General features: G+C 42.3%; 20 protein-coding genes. 9 read left to right on the top strand and 11 right to left on the bottom strand.

All coding sequences use genetic code 11. From position 1 onward, the window contains the following. Nucleotides 1-5 precede the first annotated feature (5 nt). Both rpsG and rpsL read right to left on the bottom strand, forming a co-directional pair. Nucleotides 6-482: a 30S ribosomal protein S7 gene (gene rpsG / locus GWK08_RS17025; protein WP_163608458.1), complete on the bottom strand. Its 477-nt coding sequence runs from the start codon at nt 480-482 to the stop codon at nt 6-8. Nucleotides 483-505: 23 nt separating this feature from the next. Next, nucleotides 506-886: a 30S ribosomal protein S12 gene (gene rpsL, locus GWK08_RS17020; RefSeq protein WP_163608457.1), complete on the bottom strand. Its 381-nt coding sequence runs from the start codon at nt 884-886 to the stop codon at nt 506-508. A 697-nt stretch (nt 887-1,583) separates the two neighbouring features. Between rpsL and GWK08_RS17015 the strand changes: the two genes are divergently transcribed. The 7 genes from GWK08_RS17015 to rlmB all read left to right on the top strand — a co-directional run bounded on the left by GWK08_RS17015 (nt 1,584) and on the right by rlmB (nt 14,263). Next, the gene (locus GWK08_RS17015) at nt 1,584-4,790 is read left to right on the top strand and encodes a SusC/RagA family TonB-linked outer membrane protein (protein WP_163608456.1); all 3,207 of its coding nucleotides are present in this window, start codon (nt 1,584-1,586) and stop codon (nt 4,788-4,790) included. Between the two features lie 18 nt (nt 4,791-4,808). Next, complete coding sequence (locus GWK08_RS17010) at nt 4,809-6,506, top strand: SusD/RagB family nutrient-binding outer membrane lipoprotein (protein ID WP_163608455.1); 1,698 nt, start codon at nt 4,809-4,811, stop codon at nt 6,504-6,506. Between the two features lie 12 nt (nt 6,507-6,518). After that, nucleotides 6,519-7,382 (top strand): hypothetical protein, encoded by an 864-nt coding sequence (locus tag GWK08_RS17005; protein ID WP_163608454.1) that lies wholly within the window; start codon nt 6,519-6,521, stop codon nt 7,380-7,382. Between the two features lie 488 nt (nt 7,383-7,870). After that, nucleotides 7,871-11,092 carry a SusC/RagA family TonB-linked outer membrane protein gene (locus GWK08_RS17000; protein WP_163608453.1) on the top strand — a complete coding sequence of 1,074 codons (3,222 nt, stop codon included), beginning with the start codon at nt 7,871-7,873 and terminating at the stop codon, nt 11,090-11,092. A 16-nt stretch (nt 11,093-11,108) separates the two neighbouring features. Continuing rightward, the gene (locus GWK08_RS16995) at nt 11,109-12,827 is read left to right on the top strand and encodes a SusD/RagB family nutrient-binding outer membrane lipoprotein (RefSeq protein ID WP_239524949.1); all 1,719 of its coding nucleotides are present in this window, start codon (nt 11,109-11,111) and stop codon (nt 12,825-12,827) included. 12 nt (nt 12,828-12,839) lie between these two features. Beyond that, the gene (locus GWK08_RS16990; RefSeq protein WP_163608452.1) at nt 12,840-13,427 is read left to right on the top strand and encodes a hypothetical protein; all 588 of its coding nucleotides are present in this window, start codon (nt 12,840-12,842) and stop codon (nt 13,425-13,427) included. 101 nt (nt 13,428-13,528) lie between these two features. Continuing rightward, on the top strand, nt 13,529-14,263 hold the full coding sequence (gene rlmB, locus GWK08_RS16985) for a 23S rRNA (guanosine(2251)-2'-O)-methyltransferase RlmB (protein ID WP_163608451.1): 735 nt from the start codon (nt 13,529-13,531) through the stop codon (nt 14,261-14,263). Here rlmB and GWK08_RS16980 read toward each other — a convergent pair. After that, on the bottom strand, nt 14,260-14,970 hold the full coding sequence (locus GWK08_RS16980) for a rhomboid family intramembrane serine protease (RefSeq protein ID WP_163608450.1): 711 nt from the start codon (nt 14,968-14,970) through the stop codon (nt 14,260-14,262). The genes rlmB and GWK08_RS16980 overlap by 4 nt on opposite strands. A gap of 89 nt (nt 14,971-15,059) precedes the next feature. On the opposite strand from GWK08_RS16980, the gene GWK08_RS16975 reads away from it, so the two are divergent. Then, entirely contained in the window at nt 15,060-16,337 is a 1,278-nt protein-coding gene (locus GWK08_RS16975) for a replication-associated recombination protein A (protein ID WP_163608449.1), read from the top strand. Here GWK08_RS16975 and GWK08_RS16970 read toward each other — a convergent pair. From GWK08_RS16970 to radC, 6 genes are all read right to left on the bottom strand, one after another. Continuing rightward, a complete protein-coding gene (locus GWK08_RS16970) occupies nt 16,334-17,137 on the bottom strand; it encodes a hypothetical protein (RefSeq protein ID WP_163608448.1) in 804 nt (267 codons plus the stop codon). The two genes, GWK08_RS16975 and GWK08_RS16970, sit on opposite strands and share 4 nt — an antisense overlap. Nucleotides 17,138-17,144: 7 nt before the next feature. Further along, a complete protein-coding gene (locus tag GWK08_RS16965; protein WP_163608447.1) occupies nt 17,145-18,566 on the bottom strand; it encodes a DUF5723 family protein in 1,422 nt (473 codons plus the stop codon). Then, entirely contained in the window at nt 18,566-19,111 is a 546-nt protein-coding gene (locus GWK08_RS16960; protein WP_163608446.1) for a hypothetical protein, read from the bottom strand. Before GWK08_RS16960 ends, GWK08_RS16965 begins: the two co-directional genes overlap by 1 nt. A gap of 87 nt (nt 19,112-19,198) precedes the next feature. Next, the gene (locus tag GWK08_RS16955; RefSeq protein ID WP_163608445.1) at nt 19,199-19,885 is read right to left on the bottom strand and encodes a YjjG family noncanonical pyrimidine nucleotidase; all 687 of its coding nucleotides are present in this window, start codon (nt 19,883-19,885) and stop codon (nt 19,199-19,201) included. Further along, the gene (locus GWK08_RS16950) at nt 19,882-21,126 is read right to left on the bottom strand and encodes a polysaccharide deacetylase family protein (protein ID WP_239524948.1); all 1,245 of its coding nucleotides are present in this window, start codon (nt 21,124-21,126) and stop codon (nt 19,882-19,884) included. Before GWK08_RS16950 ends, GWK08_RS16955 begins: the two co-directional genes overlap by 4 nt. 75 nt (nt 21,127-21,201) lie before the next feature. After that, a complete protein-coding gene (gene radC / locus GWK08_RS16945; protein ID WP_163608443.1) occupies nt 21,202-21,900 on the bottom strand; it encodes a RadC family protein in 699 nt (232 codons plus the stop codon). 70 nt (nt 21,901-21,970) lie between these two features. On the opposite strand from radC, the gene GWK08_RS16940 reads away from it, so the two are divergent. Beyond that, the gene (locus tag GWK08_RS16940; protein ID WP_163608442.1) at nt 21,971-22,423 is read left to right on the top strand and encodes a DUF1569 domain-containing protein; all 453 of its coding nucleotides are present in this window, start codon (nt 21,971-21,973) and stop codon (nt 22,421-22,423) included. A gap of 7 nt (nt 22,424-22,430) precedes the next feature. On the opposite strand, the gene GWK08_RS16935 is transcribed toward GWK08_RS16940, so the two are convergent. Continuing rightward, entirely contained in the window at nt 22,431-23,783 is a 1,353-nt protein-coding gene (locus GWK08_RS16935; RefSeq protein WP_163608441.1) for a UDP-N-acetylmuramate--L-alanine ligase, read from the bottom strand. Between the two features lie 46 nt (nt 23,784-23,829). Then, complete coding sequence (locus GWK08_RS16930; RefSeq protein ID WP_163608440.1) at nt 23,830-24,792, bottom strand: tetratricopeptide repeat protein; 963 nt, start codon at nt 24,790-24,792, stop codon at nt 23,830-23,832. Between the last annotated feature and the right edge of the window lie 67 nt (nt 24,793-24,859).

Below are 24,859 nucleotides of genomic sequence, written 5' to 3'. Positions count from 1 at the left end.
ATAAATTAAAATCTAAAGTGAGAGAATGCTTTATTTGCTTCAGCCATTTTGTGAGTATCAACTCTTTTCTTAACTGCAGCACCTTCTTCTTTGGCAGCAGCTAATACTTCGGCAGCTAATTTCTGAGCCATTGATTTCTCGTTTCTTTTACGAGCGTAACCAATTAACCATTTCATAGCCATAGATACTTTTCTATCTGGTCTGATCTGCATAGGAATCTGGAAAGTAGCACCACCAACACGTCGGCTTCTCACCTCTACGTGCGGCATTACATTAGATAAAGCATCTTTCCACAGTTCTAAAGCAGTTTTTTCGTCGTCGTTTTTCTTTTGATCTACAATATCCATTGCATCGTAGAACACTTTAAATGCTATCGACTTCTTACCATCCCACATCAGGTTATTCACAAAACGAGTAACCAATTGGTCGTTAAACTTTGGATCCGGTAAAAGCGGTCTTTTTTTCGCCTGTCTTTTTCTCATGTCTTTACATTAACGTTGTTAGATTACTTTTTGCCCTTAGGACGTTTTGCACCGTATTTAGATCTGCGCTGTGTTCTTCCCGCAACTCCTGCGGTATCCAAAGCACCACGAACGATGTGGTATCTAACTCCCGGTAAATCTTTTACCCTTCCGCCTCTTACTAATACTATCGAGTGCTCTTGGAGGTTATGTCCTTCTCCTGGAATGTATGCGTTCACCTCGTTACCATTTGTTAAACGAACACGCGCAACCTTACGCATGGCCGAATTAGGTTTCTTAGGTGTAGTAGTATATACACGCGTACACACTCCTCTTCTCTGAGGACACGAATCCAAAGCAGCCGATTTACTCTTCTTAGTAATTGTAGCTCTTCCTTTTCGTACTAATTGTGAAATTGTTGGCATAATTTACTATTACAATAATTTGTTTTAAATTAAAAATCCCTCTTTTTAGAGGGTGGCAAAGGTAGAAATAATTTTAAACTATTCAAACGTTAAAAGATTAATTTTCAAGTTGATTGATTTTTTTAACTCTCTCCACTTTGAACAGCACGGTTTACAACCGGATTTTACTGCAGATAATTCACTCCGGTTTTACCATTATATATACATATATATTATAGGAGATCTCAAACCCGGAATTTCTTATTTAAAAAAGCTTTTTTTCACCATTAAAAAAGCCGGTATTCTCATCTAAAAAAATACGGTGCAAATATAATTATCCAAAAAACATGAATTACGGTAAAACCATTATTATTTTACTCGATTACACCATAATATATATAAGAAGTTAATTTACTATAACTTTCACTTCTTTTTTGCCTTCTGCAGACAAATTTTTTTTCCCCGGCTTCAGATCGACAGATTTTCACAAGCTCACTCACAAAGGAAGTTCCGTTATCATTGAGGTTAAAATTTCTTAACACTTTTTTTGTAATATTTCTTCTTTTAAAGAAACCCGTGAAATAGTATCATTTTTTTAACACTTTAGCATTTTTTTTGAGAAAAATATAACTATGGGCCAGTTTTTTTGCAGAAAAAAATTGCATAATTAACATGAATTTAAGATTTTTGGCGGTAGCTAATTCAAATAATTTATAAAATGAGAACAAAGTTTAGTGGATTCTTAACACTATTACTGGTGTTAATTGCGCACTTATCTTTCGCGCAAGAAAAGGCGATCTCAGGTAAGATAACAGACTCTGATGGTCTGCCGCTTCCCGGAGTAAATATCGTCGTTAAGGGGACTACCAACGGTACCCAGTCCGATTTTGATGGTAATTATACCATTCGGGCAAGTGTAGGTCAAGTACTTTTATTTACGTACGTTGGCCAAAAAGATGTAGAAAGAGTAATTGGAGCATCCGATGTCATTAATGTACAGATGGAAGACGATGCCCAGGCACTTGAAGAAGTGGTTGTTACCGCCCAGGGTATTCAAAGAGAAAAGAAAGCTTTAGGATATGCTGTAAGTACGGTAGGCTCTGAAGATCTGGAGCAAAAATCCCAGGGAGATGTTGCCCGTGTTCTTAACGGACAGGCATCCGGGGTACAGATCAACGCTACCAACGGAGTGTCCGGTTCCGCTACCAACATCATTATCAGGGGATATACTTCCATCTCAGGAAGTAACCAGCCACTGTTTATTGTAGATGGTGTTCCTTTTAGTAGTGACACCAACGCGCAAGGAAACTTCGTAGATGGTAACAACGGTTCCAGTCGTTTCCTTGACATCGACCCCAACAACATTGAAAGCATTAACGTACTGAAAGGACTGGCAGCAGCCAACCTCTACGGTACGGCCGGTAGGAACGGGGTAATCCTGATCACTACCAAAGGTGGAGCTTCCGGTGGGGCACCAACCAAGTCTGAAATTACATTCAGCCAGTCGATCTTCTTTAATGAAATCGCTTCCCTTCCTGATTATCAGGATGAATTCGGGGGTGGTTTTGACCAGGCTTTCGGATTTTTCTTCAGTAACTTCGGACCTTCATTTAACAGTACTAACCCAGCTGACTTCGGAACTAACTTTGTAGGTTTCGATACAGACGGAGTACCATTAATTACACACCCTACTCAGACCAACTCTAATGTAGCAGCTGGATTTCCTGAGTTTGCAGGTGTAGGATACAGATATCAGCCTTATGATAATGTAGAAGAATTCTTCAGAACAGGACTTATTACAAGTACCTCTATCAACGCAAGAGGAAGTTCTGCAGACGGAAAAATAAGTTATAATGCCAATTACGGTTATCTGGATAACGAAGGGTTCACCCCAGGAAACACCTTAAGAAGAAATACAATAGGTATTGGTGGTAAAGCAGAATTAAGCAATAAGTTTACCATTAACGGTACCTTGAATTACGCAAGAACCGATTTTGTTTCTCCTCCTATCGCGGCCAGTGTGGGTAACGGAGCATTCGGTGCAGGTTCGTCGGTTTTCGGGCACGTATTCTTTACACCGAGAAGTATCGACCTTACCGGGCTTCCTTTCCAGAACCCTCTGGACGGAAGTACAGCATACTATCGTGCAGGTAACGATATTCAGAACCCGAGATGGACCGTGGCTAATGCCTTCGGTAACCAGTTTACCAACAGGGTATTCGGTAACTTACAGGCATCATACAAGATCACAGATAACTTAAATGTTTTCTGGAGAACGGGAATTGACTTCTTCGTAGAAAGAAACGAAAACGCTCAGAACAGAGGTGGTGCGGAAGGTAATGTAAATGGTTTCTACCAAACCTTCGACAACAGCAACACTATCTGGGATCACACTTTACAGTTAAACGGGGCTTACCTTCTAACGGAAGATCTTGATATCTCCTTCAACGCGGGGGTTACTTCCAGAAGAACAGTATTCTCTCAGCAAGGTGTTACAAGTACTCAGCAGGTAGTATTCGGAGTACTTAGACACTTTAACTTCGAGAACCAGACTCCTGTTCAGTTCGACTCTTTCCAGAATATTGTTGGAGCATACGGACAGGCAGAATTCGGATATAAAGGATTTGCATACTTAACCCTTGCAGGTAGAAATGACTGGGTATCTAACTTTGCCCAGGACAACAGAAGTATCTTCTACCCATCTGCGAGTGCTTCTTTCGTACCAACTGCGGTATGGGACGGGCTTACCAGCCAGAACGGGTTAAACTTCTTAAAGGTTCGTGCAGGATACGGTACTTCCGCAGGTTTTGCCGGAGGATTTCCGGTATTTAACGGACTAAACTTAGATCCTCGTGACTTCCAGAGCGGTGGAACCAACGTTCCTTCTAACTCTGCTTCCAACGTATTAGGTAACCCTAATCTGGAGCCTGAAAGAGTTGACGAGATCGAGGTAGGTATCGAATCCAGATTCCTTAACAACAGAATTTCTCTTGATGTCTCATTATTCGATAAGACCACTACAGATCTTATTACTTCCCGTCCGCTGGATCCTTCAACAGGATTTACTTCTACACAAACCAACATTGGAGAAGTTCAGGTACAGGGTGTAGAGATTGATCTGGCAGCTCAGATCATCAGAAATGACAACGGATTCAACTGGAGTCTTAATGCTAACTTCACAGCAGATGAGTCTACAGTAAACGATATTGGGCAGGACGCAGAAAACATCCAGATTGCCGGTTTCGGTGGTGGATTAGGTAACTATGCAGTGGAAGGAAGACCTTTCGGTGTGCAGTTAGGTACCAGAATTCAGCGTGATGCTAACAACAACTTTGTAGTAAACAGTACAGGTAGCTACATTGAAGAGCAAGGATTATTTGAGATTGGAGATCCGAATGCGGATTGGAGATTGAATGTAAACAATACACTTTCATACAAAGGGTTTAGCTTTAATATGAGTTGGGCGTACAGACATGGAGGTGATATTTACTCCAACACCGTTTCTACCCTGATCGGTAGGGGTCTTGTAGAAGACACTGTAGATCGTTTATCGACTTTCGTTCTTCCGGGTGTTAAGCAAGACGGAACACCGAATGATATTCAGATCAACAACTCCGATTTCTTCTTCGGTAACGTAGCCTTCGGTCCTGAAGAACTTCAGGTATATGACGGAAGTGTACTGAGATTACGTGAAGTTTCTCTGGCTTATTCTGTTCCCAGAAAGCTACTTGAGAAAACTCCTTTCGGAAGCCTTACTTTAACAGTAAGTGGTCAGAACCTTTGGTTCAAGTCATTCGGAGTGCCGGATAGTACAAACTTCGACACAGATGCGCTAGGTTTAGGAGTAGGTAATGGATTAGGATTTGAGTTCTTGAACGGTCCTAGTGCAAGACAATATGGTATGTCTCTTAAAGCAACATTCTAAATAAAATCTCAAAAGAAAATGAAAATATCTAATTTTAAATTTAAAGCAGTTGTACTCGTACTGGGATTGTTATTCTCATGTGAGTCAACCGAGTTGGACTTAACGGAGAGTCCAAATGCACTGAGCCCGGAACAGGCTTCTGCTGACTTCTTCTTAAATGCTGTGCAGGAAGATTTTGGTAGATTAGTTGGAGGTATTAACGGTTTTGGGGATATAGGAGCTCAGTTAACCAGAGTTCATTATATGGGCGGAAGACAGTATAACCAAAACTACTCTGCCGATAGTTTTAATAACGAATGGTCTTCTGCATACGCAGGAATCCTTGCCGACCTTAATGTAATGTACGGATTGGCCGAAGAAGCCAACCTGCAGCGTCACCTTGGAATCGGTAGGACTATAGAAGCTTTTACTATTGTAACTTTAGTAGATTTCTTCGGAGACATTCCTTATACGGAAGCTCTTCAGGGAGCAGAGGGTAACTTTAACCCTTCTGTAGATTCAGGAGCCAGTATTTACGATGCGGCACTTGCATTACTGGACCAGGCAGATGCAGCTTTTACTGCAGATACTTCAGATGAACCTGAGTTCGATCTGTTCTATGACAACGATTATGATAACTGGCAACTTCTGACCAATTCTTTAAGAATTAAGATCCTTAACCAGAGAAGACTGGTTGATCCGGGAGCTGTTGCCGCTATCAACACTATTATCGCTTCAGGTGATTTTATTTCCGATAGTTCAGAAGATTTCCAGTTCCAGTGGGGAGCCAACCTGGCTAACCCGGATACAAGATCTCCTCAATATGCTGCGAGTTACATCAATACAGGTGCAGCTGAATATATGTCTAACAGTTTGATGGACTATATGATGTCTGACAAAGTAGGAAACGCTTCAGCAACTTTTGAAGGAATGGATCCAAGGATCAGATATTACTTCTACCGTCAGAATGCTATGACTCCAGGGGTAGACGGAGCACCGCCTAGCCAGCAGGAACTTCAGTGTAGCGTTGAGTCGCCACCACAGCATTATGTAGATGGCGGATTTACCTACTGTAACCTGGCTAACGGATACTGGGGTAGAGATCACGGAGACGATGACGGTATTCCACCAGACGGACTACTTAGAACCGTATGGGGTGTATATCCTTTCGGAGGTCGTTTTGACGACAGTACTTTTGATGAAGTTGATCAGGGTATCGGCGCAGGTGGAGCAGGTGTTACACCTATCTTCCTGAGCTCGACTATCGATTTCATCCGTGCAGAATTAGCGATGGAAGCTGGAAACACAGCTGACGCAAGAACATTTATGCTGGCAGGAATTGCCAAGTCTTTTACCAAGGTAAGAAGCTTTGGAGCTTTGGATTCAGGTGCAGACCTTTCTACTGCAGCTCCGCTAAGTGATGATACCGATTATATGACTGAAGTTGGAGAGTTGTTCGACGCAGCTGATACCAACGGTAAATGGAACATCCTGGCTACAGAGTTCTTTGTAACATTGTTTGGAAACGGAATTGATGCTTACAACTTCTACAGAAGAGTGGGAGCACCATTCGATCTGCAGCCAAACCTTGAGCCGGATCCGGGAGCGTTCATCAGATCGCACTTCTATCCTGGAAACCTTGCGAACAACAATTCTAATGTAACTCAAAAGAGCGGAGTAACGGATAGAGTATTCTGGGATACCAACCCTGAGACCGGATTCCCAATCGCTAATTAAAAAATATTAATCATGAGAAAATTAATTCATAAATTATTTCTTTTATCAACACTCTCCATAGTTTTTTATGGGTGTGAGGGGAGTCAACCCATTGATGAAGTTTTTGATGATATTAGCAGAGGTGCGATCTTAAGAACCCTGAGTGCTAATAATTCATATAATATCTTTGATGCCACCAGTGCCTTTGAAGCTCAGTTGGAAGAATCCGATCTTGAGAACGGAGATCTTCTTTCTGAAGTAAATCTTTACATCAGCTTCGTAGACAATCAGGACGATGGCACAGACCGTGATGTTGCAGAGCAGCTTTTCAATAGTTTTGCTGCTTCTGAGCTTGGAATAAGCGATAGCGGACTTCCATTGATAGATGTTTCTATTTCGCTAACCGAAGCGGTTGCTGCTGTTGGTTTGAGCGATGGTGAATTCTTTGGTGGAGATCAGTTTATCTTCCGATTTGAAGTTGTACTGACAGACGGTCGTGTATTCAGTTCAGGAAATGCTAACAGTACGGTTACCGGAGGATCTTTCTTCAGATCCCCATTCAGATATACGGTAACTATCAAATGTGTTCCACCTGCTCCGGTACCAGGAGATTATACTATAGATCTTGAAGACAGTTTTGGTGACGGATGGGATGGTGCATTTATAACTGTAACTATTGACGGAACCAGCCAGGATATAACCATTAACAGTGGAAGTGCAGGTACTTTTGTAGTGAATGTTCCTATGGGTACTACTTCACTGGTTTTCGAATATACCCCAGGTAACTTTGAAAGCGAGCACACTTATACTATTACAGCTCCCACCGGTGAGACCGCGGCTGAAGACGGCCCTGGCCCAACACCCGGACCGATCACTTTAAATATCTGTAATGGATAATTAAATGTTTAATAAATAATTTAGTCTATTAAAAGCTCTGGCAATTGCCAGGGCTTTTTTACTATATGGTATTTACCATCCCCACTTAACAGTCTTATAAACTCTATTTAAAAAGGCTCAATCCACCCTATAAAACTTCCATAGCAGAAGCAGAAACTTTTAATGTATACTTTTCCTCCTGTAAGCATATCTTCATCATTGCATATTCCGGCAAATAACACCTTTCCATTTCCTTTAAATTGAAGCATAATTTCACCCTACTATTTCGTTATAGTTATACTATTATTCTTTCAATTTCATAAAGCAAAAAACTACTATTTCGTTCTCAAATAATTGATTTTAAAATAGTTATATAAGTTTCATGAAAATAGGCTCGCATTACATGAAATAAATCATATCCACGCATTTTTTTGCCTGAAATTTATCCGGTGAAACAACCCCTATTATCCGCCAATGTTGTTTCGTTTAAACTTTATAATCCAAAAAAAATGAGATCAAAAATTGGAAGAATTTCAGCACTATTCCTGGTGCTGATCATCAATCTGTCCTTTACCAGCCAAAAAACAATTACTGGTAAGGTAACCGATTCTGACGGTTTACCGCTTCCCGGGGTAAATATCCTGATAAAGGGTACCACTCGCGGAACACAAACAGGGTTTGACGGGAGCTATACTATATCCGTCAATGTTGGTCAAACATTACATTATTCGTATTTGGGACTAAAGGATGTGGAAAGAGTAGTTGGAGCATCCGATGTCATTAATGTACAGATGGAAGACGATGCCCAGGCACTTGAAGAAGTGGTTGTTACCGCCCAGGGTATTCAAAGAGAAAAGAAAGCTTTAGGATATGCTGTAAGTACGGTAGGCTCTGAAGATCTGGAGCAAAAATCCCAGGGAGATGTGGCCCGTGTTCTTAACGGACAGGCATCCGGGGTACAGATCAACGCTACCAACGGAGTGTCCGGTTCCGCTACCAACATCATTATCAGGGGATATACTTCCATCTCCGGAAGTAACCAGCCACTGTTTATTGTAGATGGTGTTCCTTTTAGTAGCGACACCAATGAGCAGGGGAACTTCGTAGATGGTAACAACGGTTCCAGCCGTTTCCTTGACATCGACCCCAACAACATTGAAAGCATTAACGTACTGAAAGGACTGGCAGCAGCCAACCTCTACGGTACAGCCGGTAGAAACGGGGTAATCCTGATCACTACCAAAGGTGGAGCTTCCGGTGGGGCACCAACCAAGTCTGAAATTACATTCAGCCAGTCGGTCTTCTTCAATGAAATTGCTTCCCTTCCTGATTATCAGGATGAATTCGGGGGTGGTTTTGACCAGGCTTTCGGGTTCTTCTTCAGTAACTTCGGACCTTCATTTAGCAGTACTGATCCGGATGACTTCGGATCTAATTTTATAGGTTTCGACACAGACGGAGTACCATTAATTACGCACCCTACTCAAACTAATTCGGGCGGGAGAATTGCCTTCCCCGAATTTGCTGGTGTAGGATACAGGTATCAGCCTTATGATAATGTAGAGGAGTTCTTCAGGACCGGAATTATTACAAGTACCTCTATCAATGCAAGAGGAAGTTCGGCAGATGGAAAGATAAGCTACAATATCAATTACGGTTATCTGGATAACGAAGGATTTACCCCGGGAAACACCTTAAGAAGAAATACAATAGGTATTGGTGGTAAAGCAGAATTAAGCAATGAGTTTACCATTAACGGTACCCTGAATTACGCGAGAACCGATTTCACCTCCCCTCCCGTGGCTGCCAGTACAGGTAACGGAGCCTTTGGTACAGGTTCGTCGGTTTTCGGGCACGTATTCTTTACCCCGAGAAGTATCGACCTTACCGGGCTTCCTTTCCAGAATCCGTTAACCGGCGGTACTATTTATTACAGGGCCGGGAATGATATTCAGAACCCGAGGTGGACCGTAGCCAACGCCTTCGGCAGCCAATTTACCAACAGGGTATTCGGTAACTTACAGGCATCTTACAAGATCACAGATAACTTAAATGTTTTCTGGAGAACGGGAATTGACTTCTTTGTGGAAAGAAACGAAAATGCCCAGAACAAAGGTGGTGCGGAAGGTAATGTAAATGGTTTCTACCAGACCTTCGACAACAGCAACACTATCTGGGATCACACTTTACAGTTAAACGGAGCTTACCTCTTAACGGAAGATCTCGACATCTCTCTTAATGCCGGCCTGACCTCCAGAAGAACAACCCTTTCACGTCAGGGGGTAACCAGCACAGAACAGCTGGTATTCGGAGTATTGAGGCAGTTTAATTTCCAGAATCAGCTTCCTGTTCAGTTCGACTCTTTCCAGAATATCGTCGGAGCATACGGACAAGCAGAATTCGGATATAAAGGATTTGCATACTTAACCCTTGCAGGTAGAAATGACTGGGTATCTAACTTTGCTCAGGACAACAGAAGTATCTTCTACCCTTCTGCAAGTGCTTCCTTCATACCCACTGCGGTATGGGATGAACTTACCAGCCAGAACGGGTTAAACTTCTTAAAGGTGCGTGCAGGATACGGTACTTCCGCAGGTTTTGCAGGAGGGTTTCCGGTATTTAACGGTTTAACCCTCAATACCAGAGAATTCATTCATGGCGGGACTTTGGTTCCCACCATTTCCGGGGCCGCCAGAAATAATGCCAGCGTATTAGGTAACCCTAACCTGAAACCGGAAAGGGTTAACGAGATTGAGATAGGTGTTGAATCCAGATTTTGGGATAACAGGGTCTCTTTGGATCTTTCCATATTTGACAAGACTACAACAGATCTTATTACTTCCCGCCCGCTGGACCCTTCAACAGGATTTACCTCTATCCGCACAAATATCGGAGAAGTTCAGGTTCAGGGTGTAGAGATTGATCTGGCAGCTCAGATCATCAGAAATGACAACGGATTCAACTGGAGTCTTAATGCTAACTTCACAGCAGATGAGTCTACAGTAAACGATATTGGGCAGGACGCAGAAAACATCCAGATTGCCGGTTTCGGTGGTGGATTAGGTAACTATGCAGTGGAAGGAAGACCTTTCGGTGTGCAGTTAGGTACCAGAATTCAGCGTGATGCTAACAACAACTTTGTAGTAAACAGTACAGGTAGCTACATTGAAGAGCAAGGATTATTTGAGATTGGAGATCCGAATGCGGATTGGAGATTGAATGTAAACAATACACTTTCATACAAAGGGTTTAGCTTTAATATGAGCTGGGCGTACAGACACGGAGGTGATATTTACTCCAACACCGTTTCTACACTTATCGGTAGGGGTCTTGTAGAAGATACGGTGGATCGTCTGTCTACTTTCGTTCTTCCGGGTGTTAAGCAAGACGGAACACCCAATGATATTCAGATCAACAACTCCGATTTCTTCTTCGGTAACGTAGCCTTCGGCCCTGAAGAACTTCAGGTATACGACGGAAGTGTACTGAGATTACGTGAAGTTTCCCTGGCTTATTCTATTCCTAAAACGATCCTGGAAAAAACTCCTTTCGGCAATATTGTCCTCACATTAAGCGGACAGAACCTTTGGTTCAAGTCATTCGGAGTGCCGGATAGTACAAACTTCGACACAGATGCGCTGGGATTAGGAGTAGGTAACGGTTTAGGGTTTGAATTCCTGAATGGCCCCAGTGCCAGGCAATATGGTATGTCTCTTAAAGCAACATTCTAAATAAAATCAAAAAGAAATGAAAATATTCAATTTTAAATCTAAAGTAATTATGCTGGTATTGGGCTTATTATTCTCCTGTGAATCTACAGAGCTCGATCTCACAGAAAATCCCAATTTATTGGATCAGGAGGAAGTCTCTGCCGACTTTCTTTTAAATTCAGCTCAGTTGGATTTTGCCAGGCTTATTGGAGGCATCAACGGCCTGGGAGATATCGGAGCCGAACTTACCAGGATACATTATATGAGCGGGAGGCAGTACAATCAGAATTACTCTGCCGACAGTTTTAACAATGAATGGAGAATGGCTTATTCGCAGATACTTTCAGATCTGAACCGTCTTTATCCGCTTGCGGAAGAAGGAGATCTTCACTACCATACAGGGATCGGTCGTACACTGGAAGCTTTTATTATTGTAACCCTGGTAGATTTCTTCGGAGATATCCCGTATACGGAAACACTTCAGGGGCTCGATAATTTTAACCCTGCACTTAATACAGGGGAGGAAATATACGCTACGGCACTCAGACTCCTGACAGAGGCAGAAACTGCTTTTAATGTAGATCCAAAGCCTATTTTTCAGCCGGAGTTCGATCTGTTTTACGGAATAAAGTCCGACAGTGATATTGATATCGAAGCCTGGATAAAGGCCATTAACTCCATACGCATTAAAATATACGCACAGACCCGTCTGGTAGATCCTGATGCAGCCGGCAAGATCAACACCATTATTGATTCAGGCAATTATATTTCCGATAGTTCGGAGGATTTTCAATTCCGATGGGGAGCCAATCTGGCCAATCCCAACACAAGATCCCCTCAGTATACTGCGAGTTACATCAACACAGGTGCCGCTGAATATATGTCTAACGGTCTAATGAACTATATGATGTCTGATAAAGTAGGGAACGCTTCGGCAACTTTTGAAGAAATGGATCCGAGGATCAGATATTATTTCTACCGTCAGAATGCAACCACCCCCGGAGCAGCAGGTGCCCGCCCTAATCAGCAACGTTTAAGCTGTAGTGTAGAATCACCGCCACCACATTATGTGGCAGGTGGATTTAATTTCTGCAATCTGCCCAACGGATACTGGGGGAGAGATCACGGAGACGATGACGGTATTCCACCGGACGGACTACTCAGAACCGTATGGGGTGTATATCCTTTCGGAGGTCGTTTTGACGATAATACTTTTGAGGAAGTTGATCAGGGAATTGGAGGCGGAGGAGCAGGTATTACTCCCGTCTTCCTGAGCTCGACCATCGATTTTATCCGTGCAGAATTAGCGATGGTAGCTGAAAACACAGTTGACGCAAGAACATTTATGCTGGCAGGAATTGCCAAGTCCTTTACTAAAGTAAGAAGCTTTGGAACTCTGGATACAAGTGCAGACCTTTCTACTTCAGCTCCGCCAAGTGATGATGCCGATTATATGGCCGAAGTTGGAGAGTTGTTCGACGCTGCCGATACTAACGGGAAATGGAATATTCTCGCCAATGAGTTCTTTGTAACGCTATTCGGTAACGGAATCGATGCTTACAACTTCTACAGAAGAGTTGGAGCACCTTTTGATCTGCAGCCAAACCTTGAACCCAATCCGGGAGCGTTCATCAGATCGCACTTCTATCCCGGAAACCTCGCGAATAACAATTCTAATGTAACTCAAAAGAGCGGAGTAACGGATAGAGTATTCTGGGATACCAACCCTGAGACCGGATTCCCGATCGCTAATTAAAAAATATTAATCATGAGAAAATCAATTCATAGTTTACTATTACTTTCCTTTCTAACTGTTTTTAACGGATGCGAAAGCGAAAAGGTTATCGACGATGTTTTTGACGGGATAACCAGAGGGGCTATTCTCAGGACCATAAACGCCACTAAAACCTATAACCTGGAGGACACTTCCAGTGTTTTCAGGGTTCAACTGGAAGAATCTGATCATGAGGATGGAACTCTTCTTTCTGAAGTTAATCTCTATATCAGTTTTTCAGATAAGTCTGAAACTGAAAAAGATCTTGAGGTGGAAGAGTTTTTCATGGACACTTTTACTACCTCCAGTTTCGGTCTCAGTGAAAACGGGCTCCCTTTACTGGATGTTTCCGTTAGCCTAAAAGAAGCTATCGAAGCCACTAAATTAAAGGAGGGTGAGTTTGTTGAGGGAGATCAGTTTATTTTCCGTTTTGAACTTGTATTAACAGACGGACGGACGTTCAGTTCGGGAAATGCCAACAGTACGGTTACCGGAGGATCTTTCTTCAGATCTCCTTTCAGATACGCAGTTACCCTCACACTCCCATCCCCTCCTTCCGAATCGATAAATTACAACCGATGAAACAGGTACATTAATTATGATTCTGGTTTACATAAGTCCTGCCATATAATGTCAGGGCTTTTTTTATTGCCTAACATCTACATTTATTTACCTTTGCCCCCATGGAAGGAAATACACAAATATTTGGGATCAGGGCTGTTATTGAAGCTATTCAGGCCGGAAAGACCATAGATAAGATCTTTATTCAAAGAGGCCTGAAGGGAAATCTATTCTCCGAACTCAATCACCTTATTCAAACCCATCATATAAGCAGTTCTTTTGTTCCGGCAGAGAAACTCAATCGCCTTACCAGAAAAAATCACCAGGGGGTTATTGCCAATATTTCCCCGGTAGACTTTTACGATATGGACAACCTGGTCATGGAAGTTATGGAATCGGGTAAAACTCCTTTGTTCCTTCTGCTGGACCAGCTTTCTGATGCCAGGAACTTTGGTGCTATTATCAGAACTGCCGAATGTACCGGTGTAAACGGGATCATTATTCAGAAAAAAGGCGGAGCCCCGGTTACCGCAGATACCGTAAAGACCTCGGCAGGAGCTGTCTTTAACGTTCCGATTTGTAAAGTAGATCACATAAAAGACGCTATTTATTATTTACAGTCTTCGGGAGTAAAAGTGATTGCAGCCACCGAAAAAACAGAAAATACTATTTATGATGTTTCCTTTAAAGAACCCGTAGCCGTGGTTATGGGGGCTGAAGACAAAGGTATTTCAGCTTCCGTATTAAAAATTGCAGATGAAATGGCAAAGCTTCCCATGAAAGGAAAAATAGGTTCTCTTAATGTTTCTGTTGCCTGCGGAGCTTTTCTATACGAGGCGTTGAGACAAAGGATCTAAGGAGTCTGATCTTCTTCTTCCTCCCTCATCCGTCTTTCCAGTTCGCTGGTAGGGACAAAATTCCCGTCCTCGTCAAAATGTTTCAGGAATGGGTCCTGTTCTTCCTTAAAACCTTCTGTTTCCCATTGGTACTTCCTCTTAACCGGAAGCTTTTCCTTAAAGAAGAAGGAAAAAACAAAACCTGTCAGGAACCCGGCCAGGTGCCCTTCCCAGGAGATGGAACTATCTACCGGAAAAACGTACCACACCAGGCTGCCGTAGAGAAAGACCACGATCAGCGATACGGCCACCAGGCGGTAATAACCGGCAAATATACCCCTGAAGAAAATAAAGCTGCTAAGCATGTATATAATACCGCTGGCCCCAATATGATAGGCCTCTCTCCCGATGATCCAGGTAAGTATTCCGGAGCTCAGCATCCCGTAGAGGATCACTTTCCAGCTCACATTGCTGTAAAAATAGAACAGAGCCATAGAGAGTATTAATAACGGAAAAGTGTTATTGTACAAATGCTCTATAGAACTGTGAATAAAAGGACTGAATACAACCCCTTTTAAGCCGCTTAAAGTTCTGGGATAAACACCGAAGCTTGTAAAATCGAAACCAAAACGCAGTTCGAACCAGTACACCAACCAGATAGTCAGTCCGAATAAAAAGGGGTATAGAACAACGCCCGAATCAAATTTAAAAGCTTCCTTGCGACTCATTTTATAAATTTATAAAAATAGCAATGCAAATAGGTTACCAAAAAGGCCGGGGTGATAAATTGTCATGCAAATATTAGTATTTTTACAACATGAATGAACCCTTAGCCGAAAGAGTACGCCCGAAAACATTAAATGAGTATATCAGTCAGAGTCATTTGGTTGGAGAGACCGGTTCTCTTACCAATCAGATCAAGCAGGGTATTATCCCTTCCCTGATCTTCTGGGGTCCTCCGGGAACGGGAAAAACCACCCTGGCCAATATTATAGCCGAAGAATCCGGAAGACCTTTTTATACGCTAAGTGCCATTAGCTCCGGGGTAAAGGATGTAAGGGAAGTTATAGATAAAGCCAAACAAAGCGGCGGTCTTTTTACAGCCAAGAACCCTATCCTGTTTATAGACGAGATTCACAGGTTTAGCAAGTCGCAGCAGGACTCCCTGCTGGCGGCGGTTGAAAAGGGTTGGGTAACCCTTGTAGGGGCCACTACCGAAAACCCCAGCTTTGAGGTCATTCCTGCACTTTTATCACGCTGTCAGGTATATATTTTAAATCCTTTTGATAAAAAAGACCTGGAAACCCTTCTGGAAAGGGCGATGAAAGAGGATGAGCTTATTTCAAAGAAAAATATCGAACTAAAGGAAACCGAAGCACTTCTCCGGCTTTCGGGAGGAGACGGGAGAAAACTGCTCAATATTTTTGAATTGGTCATCAACTCCGAGGGAAGCGATCATGTGATCATTACCGACGAGATGGTCATGAAAAAGATCCAGAAAAACACGGTCCTCTACGACAAGACTGGAGAACAACATTACGATATTATCTCGGCTTTTATTAAATCGATCAGAGGAAGTGATCCGAATGCAGCCGTATACTGGCTGGCACGTATGATTGAGGGTGGTGAAGATGTAAAATTCATTGCCAGGAGAATGCTTATCCTCGCATCAGAAGATATAGGAAATGCAAATCCCACGGCTCTGGTCATTGCGAACAATACTTTCCAGGCGGTAACTACCATCGGTTATCCGGAAGCCCGTATTATTCTGAGTCAGTGCGCCGTTTATCTGGCAACTTCTGCAAAGAGCAATGCATCCTATATGGCCATCAAAAAAGCTGCACAGGCGGTTAAGGAAACAGGAGATCTGTCTGTTCCTCTGCATCTGAGGAATGCTCCCACTAAACTCATGAAAGATATCGGTTACGGTCAGAACTACAAATACGCTCACGACTTTAATGCCAATTTTATAGAACAGGAATTCCTACCGGATGAACTCAGCAATAAAACCTTTTATGAGCCCGGAAATAATCAGAGAGAAAACGCCCTTCGGGATTTCCTGAAAAAAAGATGGAAAAATAAGTACGGTTACTAGAATTTAACGTTTACTTCTTCCTGTACCCTTTGGTTATTCTTGTAGTATTCAACGATCCATTTACCGTTTTTCACATAGAAGATACCATCGATCCCCTTTACCAGAAAAACGTCTTTTATTCCTGTTTCCTGTAAAATATACACCACCTTAGGTGTACTGTCTACCAGCTGGAAACCGTTGGCTATAGGTTGGGCATAGAGGACATTGGTGTTAACTGTTCCGGTCTGAACGGTATTTACCGTTCCTGAAGTAGATTGTACCGTACCCGTTGTTTCGGTCTTTACTTCCTTTACCTCCTTAACTACTTCGGGCTGTACTGTTGTTGGCTCCTCACGGCGGACTACCACCGCATTTTGTTCGGCTTCTGAAGAAGGCTCGTATTTATAGTTAAGGAATTCTACCGACTCAAAAGCCTGCCTTAAAGCTGCCTGATATCCTTTTTGAAATTCCTTTATCTTGCTTTTTCCTTCTTTGGAGGCGAAAACCACATTTCCCTGACAGTCTTTAAACTCTATGATAACCTTATTGGTCAGTAAACCGGAGGTATTTTTTACATCTGCCTTTAACCCGATGCAATTATTCCTCAGGTAATCTTCCGGCAGAGATGTCTGGTATAGAGCATTAAAATTGTTCTTTTTAAGCAGGAATTCCAGCATTGCATTTAACTGATATTCATTTTCATGCTTAAACGTATCGAATTTACTCGGAACGACTACGTATTTATATTTATTAATATTGTTTTGTCCAAATGTTGTTATGCTAAAGCTAAGAAGCAATAACAGGAGAGATATTTTCTTCATCGTCGTATTAATAAGGTTTTTCCGTTTCCGGGAGCTTTATATTAAAGCCCAGCTGAAACGAAAGATTATGTGATTTAGCCAGATTTTGCAACTCCAGCAAGTTATCCGCCAATATATAAAAATTTACGTTACCAATCTCAGAAGAGAACCCTAATCCCAGATTCCGGAACGAGAATTTATCAACAGTATAGGTAGCTTTGACATCCAGGAAGTTGGTTAATTTGGTCTGATAGAATGCTGTTAATGCAATAAGGGGTAATCTGGGCCTGCCAACGGCAAAAAGCTGAAGCCCCGCAGCATTGCGATATTCACGATCTGTAGCTTCGCAATTACACTCCTTTTTTGAAGGCTTTTTACGTCCGAAAGTATATTTTACAGATCCGTTGAGCTTTACCGGCCTCAATGTGGTGTATTTATTGGAGATCGTATCGAAAGGCACCTGTTCTTCAAGATCATCCAGGAGTTCCTGCCAGTAGTCATTCAATCCGTCTCCGTTTACGATCTCCGGAAATGATAGTTCTATCCCTTCCAGTTCAAACTCTCCGTTAAGCTTGTAACTTTCGGTATCTTTTGAATGCCTTATAAACCCGACATCCTGAAGGCTCCCGGTAATGGTCCACTGCTCTTCCGGCTTATAGGTAAAACCTACATCAAAGCCCAGCCCCAGGTTTCCTCCCAGGAAAGCACGCTTCCTGAGGTTACTGACAAAGGCATCGGACCCTGCTTCTCTGAGCGAGGCGTAGCCGGAAGTTTTTAGCTCCAGATCTGCCTGTATCCTGTGGGTGAAAAAATTATTTTGTCCGTCTTCGGTAATAAAAGTTCCCCTGTTACCGACAGAGCTGAAGTTTAAAATACTTGAATATATTTTTGCCCGGACTCCATAGGTAAACTTTTCACTTACTTTTTTGTTGATCCCAAAATGAAATACCGTCAGGAATTCTCCCCGGAAATTCAGGTCGCCCAGATTAAAAGGTGAATTGATAAAATTACTGTTCCCTTCAAAAGCAAGGATTGCCAGGTCTTTGGGCCAGTAGCTAAAAAAGTCTATTTCTTCATAGATCCCGAAAGAATAATAGGTCCTTCCCCTCCATCCGTCCTTTCTGAATCCGATATTAAAGATCTCTAATTGCTGGTTAAGGCTGATCACATCGTTTCTCGACACCCCGAACAAAAGGTTGCGCACCTTTTCATTAAAATCCACCCCGTTATCGGCAAAAAGGTCATTAAGGGTAAAACCGCTTACCCCAACATTGGCATATATTCCCGAAAGAAAGGGAATACCGGCATGCCAGCGATGCAAGGTCTCCGCTCCCGGATTTAGCATCAGGGATTGAGGGATCTCGTTAAAATCGTACAGCAGTTGCTTATTCTGAGTATATCCCGGAATGAGTCCCCATAAGCACAATATAATAAGCAGCGTTTTCTTCATTATTCAACAAGCAGGTAAAAAGTTCCTTTGGATCTTAGTTTTAAGGAACCTTGAGTTTCTTCTGTTATCGGTTGGCCACCTGGTAAAAGAAAAAAGTTTACTACCATCTGCGTCGTTGCTGTTATAGTATCTATATTTCCTTCGGTAAAGTTCTCTGTATGGGTAACGGTTATTTCGGTTTGGGTTGCGGGAATATCTATATCGAAAGAATGTATAGGAGTGGTATCGGTATCCAGGAACACTACTTCTGCCCTGAATGCCCGGTCTACACTATTGGTAAATTCGAACTCCAGTTCGGCCCGGATAAGGCTTTCTACAATAAAGCTATCGTCCAGGACCTGAATATCTGTGGTATCGGAAATAAAGCCATTGGTCAACTCCACTCCATTGATCAGAAAACGATCGGGAGTTTCCTCAAAAAAGAGCAGACTTACATCTACAACAGGAGTTAGCCGGAGGTCATCGGCCTGGTCAAAATCTACATTTTTAACACAGGAAGACCCCAACAGCATTATACCTAAAACCAAAAGAAAGTTCTTTATCATTTACCCCTACTAATTCTTATCCCTTTAATACCCCTTTGGTAAAACCAATCGGGTAAATAGTATAACGGTTGTAAATGAAGTCTTATTTTAGAGATATTGTTTTATTTCTAACAAATCATTGATAATGATACTGTGATCGTGTATTTCTTCATTGTTAGAATTGAAGTGCAAGGTATTCATTCCCATATTTTTAGCCCCGAGGATATCTGCTTCCAGATTATCTCCGATCATTACCGTATTTTCCGGACTGACACTGGCTTTTTCCAGGGCAAATTCAAAGATCCTGGGATTGGGCTTTTTAACGCCCACCATTTCGGAATTGATAATATGGGTAAAAAAATGGCCTATTTTAGAATTGTTTAATTTTCCTTTTTGTACCTCTTCAAATCCGTTGGTTATAATGTGAAGTTTGTAATTCGGACGGAGGTAATCCAGGATCTCGGTTGTATTTTCAAACAAATAATTCTGATTCGGCAGTTCCTGAATATACTGATCGGACAAACGATGGATCAATTCGTCTTCCACCTTCATTTTCAAACGGTCGAAGGTGTCTTTTAACCTTCCGTACCTCAGTTCTTCCTTGGATATGCGCTCTTCCCGGTAAAGTTTCCAGTATTCGGCATTCAACGGAACATACACTTTTACAAAATCCTCCAGGAGCACGTCCACACGATTCGTTTTCAGGATCTTCCCGAAGGTCAGGTTGGAGTTCCTGTCAAAATCCCAGAGGGTATGATCCAGGTCGAAGAAAATATCGGTGATCTTATCTTTCAATGTTTGTCTTTTAAAAGTTCGTAATATATATCTTTCCAGGGTTGCTTCATGGCTCCTCCCAGGATCTCATTGGAAAAAACGGTCACAAAGGTTCCGTTCACTTTCCTTACCTGTTCCCTGATCCTTCTGTATACCTGTACCGCTTCTTTAGTGTTCTTATAACGGGTCAGCCCGTAATCCTCCACACAAAAAGGAGTTACTTTTAAGGGTAGCTGCACCTCAAAGCTTATATCGTAAAAAAAGAAAGGCGTACAGGTACCTGCCCTGAACCCGGGAAACAAAGTATATCCCATAGAATAATCTTCGTTAAACTCGGCTTCCACCACTGTTTTATAGCTTTCAGGTATGTTAACCCTGTTAAATCTCAGGCGAACCCTTTTTACAGGCCTCCGGATCAGTTCTATAAGCCGGGCCCTGTCTTTCTTGAGTATTTTAGGATTGTTATAGGAATTATAGGAAGCCATCAGGGACACGATACTGTAATCTGCCACCGATTTGACCAGCGATCTGAACCTCGGATTGTTTATCGATATATTCTTGTCATAATTGGAATAATCTGCCAGCAGAAAAAAGAAAATAGCCCTGGTACCGTATTCCTTGTGCATTTCTATCAGTTCCTGGAAGTTGTTGTACGGATCCTTTTTAATACGGAGTAAAACTGCCAGACGGGTAATCATCCTCCCGATCTTGAGTGAAAAAAAGTCGATAAGCATCCCGCCCAGAGATCTTATGATCCCTCTTTCCCGGAAGCAGTGAGAAACCGAAACATCTATTATAGACAGGTGTTCATATTCTCTTTTTACAATTTGCAGATCGGGAAAGCGCTTTAAAAGGGCCAGTTTAAGTTTATTGACCCAGATATCGACCACCGGTATTTCCAGGAAGTCATTCTGATATGCCAGGCTTTCCGTTGCCGGAAAACGGCCATGTACATCCTTTACATAAGGAAGGTATTCCTCATACCTGCTGATCATATAAAAACTGGCCGCAAAAACATCGAAGGGAACAGCGCTCTTTTCGGAAGTCGGAAAAAAGCAGGGAATATCATCCCATTGCTGGATGTGTATCTCAACATCCCGCACTCCCTGTTCAAAAAGCAATTCATGACTTTTTATAAAAAACTCATTCTGAAGCGGCTGCCTCGTATAAGTGATCTTGGCACCCGTATGTCCTATAAAATCCTCAACTTTTGTGGTAAAGGCAACCTCTATCTGAAGCATCTTTGTAAAAACATGCTTCATGATATAAGTTAGTCTGGGTGTAATCTTATGGGTGTATACTAAGAGCATATCTGTATGCACATTTTTGCAGGGCAATTACAACAAATCTTCATCAGCGAAGCTAAAATAAGATTTTTCGGCAACAATGATATGATCCAAAACTTTTATATCTAAACTTTCACACGCATTTTTTAATTTAAGGGTGAGTTGCTTATCAGACTTACTCGGATTTAAGTTACCCGAAGGGTGATTATGTGCCAGTATCAATGAGGTGGCCCGCATCTCCAGCGCATGCCTCAATGCCAGGCGAATATCGACCAGAGTTCCGGTAATCCCTCCCTTGCTCAATTGTATGGATTGTATGACCTTGTTGGAATTATTTAAGTAGACGATCCAGAACTCTTCATGGGGTAATTCCCCGATTATCGGGTAAAAATATTCGTAGGCAATGGCGCTGGAGGTAATCTTCTTTCTATCCATGACCTTTTCCTTTCGCCTCCTCCTTCCGAGTTCGAGAGAGGCAGCTACGGCAACAGCTTTGGCTTCTCCTATCCCGTTAAACTGCATAAGTTCCGTAACCGAGAGCTTTCCTAATTCGTTGAGATTATTACTCACCGATCTCAATATCTTCTGGGATAACTGGACCGCACTTTCATTCCGGTTCCCGCTTCCCAGTAAAATAGCCAGGAGCTCGGCATCACTGAGAACATCTTTCCCGATATTGAGGAACTTTTCTCTGGGCCTGTCTTTTTCATGCCAGTTTTTTATGGAGATATTGGTTGATTTTTCCTTCATTATGAATATCAAATATACTAAACTTTAAAAGATGTCGTATCTTTATTCTCCACGTTATTTATAAATCAATATGAAGTCAATTTTCGAAGAATCAAGCTATCAGGAACTACAGAACAGGCTTGAACAACTGGATGAAAAAACGCAGCCTACCTGGGGAAAAATGAATGCCGCCCAGATGTGTGCCCACTGCCAGGGGCCGTTGAATGTTGGGCTGGAAAAAATAGCGCTTCGCAACCGTCCGGGACTGTTGAAACGCCTTCTGTTCAGGGCTGTTCGCTCTTCACTGTATAATGACAGACCATGGAAACAGAGTCTGCCTACGGCCAGGCAATTTGTTATAAATGATGACCGGGATTTTCATAAAGAAAAAGATATGCTATCGGCTCTGATCACCGAATTTCATCAGGCTAAAAACAAGGAAAACTGGATCGTACATCCGTATTTTGGCAAGTTTACGCCCGAACAATGGGGTAAAATGCAATACAAACATATGGACCATCACCTGAGGCAGTTCGGGCTATAGGTGCAGCTTATAAAAGTTCTTTTACTTCCTCAAAATCAAGTCCGCCATAGTTCCCGCTACTCATCAGGAGTAAAGCGGTATCATCGAGTTTTTGCGAGAATAGGAACTGACGAAATTCATCAGGATTGGTATACACCACGATATCATCCCTTCCGAAGGCACCCGCGATCTGTTCTGAGGAGATCTCCTCTAATTTTTTGATCTGGACTGCTTCAGGCGAATAGAATACCACGGCTGTATCTGCCGCTCCCAGGCTTCCTTCATATTCCTTAAGGAATTCTGCATTCAGACTGCTATAGGTATGTAATTCAAGACAGGCCAGCAATCTTCTGTTCCTGTACTGTTCTTTTACCGCTTCGGTCGTAGCCTTCACTTTGCTCGGAGAATGAGCAAAATCTTTAAACGCTACAGCCGTATTGCTTTCCTTTATTTTTTCAAGTCGTTTGGATGCGCCTTTAAAACTGGCGATGGCCTCGTAAAAATCGGCTTCATCCACCCCCATATGCTGGCATATCCATTTGGCTCCCATCAGGTTGTTCAGGTTGTGCTTTCCGAAAACCTCCACCGGCATTTCGCCTTCCGGAGTTTCCAGAAATGTTTGCCCGTCCATAACCTGGTACTCAGGAGTGGTATACGGATGCTTCCTGATGCTGTTCTCCGAAGATTCGACCACAGTCTTCACCTCAGGGTCTTCCTCGTTATAGACCATGATCCCTCCGTTCACAATACTGTCTGTAAAGATCTTAAACTGCTCTACGTAATTCTCATAGGTAGGAAAGACATTAATATGATCCCAGGCAATCCCGCTAAGCAGGGCTATATTGGGTTGATACAAATGAAATTTAGGTCTTCTGTCTATGGGTGATGACAGATACTCATCGCCTTCCAGTACCATAAACTCATTGTCTTCGGTAAGATGCACCATGGTATCAAAACCTTCTAACTGGGCACCTACCATATAATCTACCTCTATATCGTGATAGTTGAGTACATGCAGGATCATAGAGGTAATAGTGGTCTTCCCGTGGCTCCCCCCTATAACCACCCTCGTTTTAAGTTTGGATTGCTCGTATAAAAATTCAGGGTAGGAGTAGATCTTCAGACCGAGCTCCTGCGCTTTAAGCAATTCGGGATTATCCGGTTTTGCATGCATTCCAAGAATAACCGCATCGAGGTCCGGGCTTATATTCTCTTCGTACCATCCGAAGCTTTGGGGTAATAATCCCCGGCTTTCCAGCCTGGATTTCGAAGGTTCGAAAATAACATCATCGCTTCCGCTTATCTCATATCCTTTATTATGCAGGGCAATGGCAAGATTGTGCATAGCACTTCCACCTATTGCTATAAAATGAATTTTCATGTAGAAGGTTTAATTAGGCTGTAAAGATAAAAAGAAAGTTAAGAGCTTAGAGGGTTTGGATCAATGCTTTTTCCTCTTTGGCCTGTTTAAATGAAGCCTTTTTGGCAAGCGCCTTATTTACCCATTCCGTAGCCTTTACTTTATTCTCTTTTAGTCTGTATATCTGCGCCAGGCGAAGGTAAGCCCATTCTACAGGCACTCCGTCTGCCACGGTATAGTTATCGATATACTCTTTCAGGCAATAGATACCTTTATCCAGCTGAATATTGTAATCTGCACATACCTTACCTATCTGGTAATGCAGGGCATTGCGTTCGTGTTTTTTCTGGGCAGCTTCTATATTGGCAATTGCCTTTTCCGGTTCTTTGGTCTTGTTTTCATAAAGATCGGTCAGCTTCTGAAAGCAATTTAAGGAACCGCCAACCTTTATCGCCATCTTGTAATTTACTTCTGCCAGTTCCGGATCGTCTTTATACTCGTAGATATAACCTTTTGCCAGGAAACCGTCTACTGCAGATATTTTCTGAAGGTGATTGGCACATTCTATGGCCTTTCGCTTACTTCCCCCCACTATTCCCGGGATCTGTACATAATATTCTATCAGGGCCCAGTGCGCATCTATATGGTCGGGCTCCAGTTCTATTGCTTTTATAAAGGACTTTTTAATATCCCCGATATACATCAGCGCCTTAAACTTACTTACTCCAAGGGCTTTCATCCCCAGGGCACCTCCGTATTTATAGTGATAGTTAGCCACACCTGGTCTCGCTACTTTTAATTTCTCATAGTAGACAATGGCATCATCCCATTTTTTCTGATGCCCGTATACATCACCCAATTTCTCTATGAGTTCCAGATTTTCCTGATCTTTAGATAATTCTGTTTTAAGGAGTTGCTCCGCCTGTTTATACTGTTTCTTATCAATTAATGACTGTGCGCTATCGACAATGGAGAGTTGCGAAAACACAAAAAATGGAAATAAAAAGACAAGTAGGGTTAATCTTCTCATAAACTCTAAAAACAATAATTTAGCTTAGCTCAATTTGGGTCGTTATTTTAACGAATTCATTTCAAAT

It is taken from the genome of Leptobacterium flavescens (genome assembly GCF_010671605.1).
In the GTDB taxonomy this organism is placed as follows: domain Bacteria; phylum Bacteroidota; class Bacteroidia; order Flavobacteriales; family Flavobacteriaceae; genus Leptobacterium; species Leptobacterium flavescens.
This window is presented reverse-complemented; position numbering and strand designations above follow the sequence as displayed.

Bases quoted from the DNA above. Each gene is read 5' to 3' on its own strand.
- rpsG (WP_163608458.1), bottom strand. From the start codon at position 482: ATGAGAAAAAGACAGGCGAAAAAAAGACCGCTTTTACCGGATCCAAAG.
- rpsL (WP_163608457.1), bottom strand. From the start codon at position 886: ATGCCAACAATTTCACAATTAGTACGAAAAGGAAGAGCTACAATTACT.
- GWK08_RS17015 (WP_163608456.1), top strand. From the start codon at position 1,584: ATGAGAACAAAGTTTAGTGGATTCTTAACACTATTACTGGTGTTAATT.
- GWK08_RS17010 (WP_163608455.1), top strand. From the start codon at position 4,809: ATGAAAATATCTAATTTTAAATTTAAAGCAGTTGTACTCGTACTGGGA.
- GWK08_RS17005 (WP_163608454.1), top strand. From the start codon at position 6,519: ATGAGAAAATTAATTCATAAATTATTTCTTTTATCAACACTCTCCATA.
- GWK08_RS17000 (WP_163608453.1), top strand. From the start codon at position 7,871: ATGAGATCAAAAATTGGAAGAATTTCAGCACTATTCCTGGTGCTGATC.
- GWK08_RS16995 (WP_239524949.1), top strand. From the start codon at position 11,109: ATGAAAATATTCAATTTTAAATCTAAAGTAATTATGCTGGTATTGGGC.
- GWK08_RS16990 (WP_163608452.1), top strand. From the start codon at position 12,840: ATGAGAAAATCAATTCATAGTTTACTATTACTTTCCTTTCTAACTGTT.
- rlmB (WP_163608451.1), top strand. From the start codon at position 13,529: ATGGAAGGAAATACACAAATATTTGGGATCAGGGCTGTTATTGAAGCT.
- GWK08_RS16980 (WP_163608450.1), bottom strand. From the start codon at position 14,970: ATGAGTCGCAAGGAAGCTTTTAAATTTGATTCGGGCGTTGTTCTATAC.
- GWK08_RS16975 (WP_163608449.1), top strand. From the start codon at position 15,060: ATGAATGAACCCTTAGCCGAAAGAGTACGCCCGAAAACATTAAATGAG.
- GWK08_RS16970 (WP_163608448.1), bottom strand. From the start codon at position 17,137: ATGAAGAAAATATCTCTCCTGTTATTGCTTCTTAGCTTTAGCATAACA.
- GWK08_RS16965 (WP_163608447.1), bottom strand. From the start codon at position 18,566: ATGAAGAAAACGCTGCTTATTATATTGTGCTTATGGGGACTCATTCCG.
- GWK08_RS16960 (WP_163608446.1), bottom strand. From the start codon at position 19,111: ATGATAAAGAACTTTCTTTTGGTTTTAGGTATAATGCTGTTGGGGTCT.
- GWK08_RS16950 (WP_239524948.1), bottom strand. From the start codon at position 21,126: ATGAAGCATGTTTTTACAAAGATGCTTCAGATAGAGGTTGCCTTTACC.
- radC (WP_163608443.1), bottom strand. From the start codon at position 21,900: ATGAAGGAAAAATCAACCAATATCTCCATAAAAAACTGGCATGAAAAA.
- GWK08_RS16940 (WP_163608442.1), top strand. From the start codon at position 21,971: ATGAAGTCAATTTTCGAAGAATCAAGCTATCAGGAACTACAGAACAGG.
- GWK08_RS16935 (WP_163608441.1), bottom strand. From the start codon at position 23,783: ATGAAAATTCATTTTATAGCAATAGGTGGAAGTGCTATGCACAATCTT.
- GWK08_RS16930 (WP_163608440.1), bottom strand. From the start codon at position 24,792: ATGAGAAGATTAACCCTACTTGTCTTTTTATTTCCATTTTTTGTGTTT.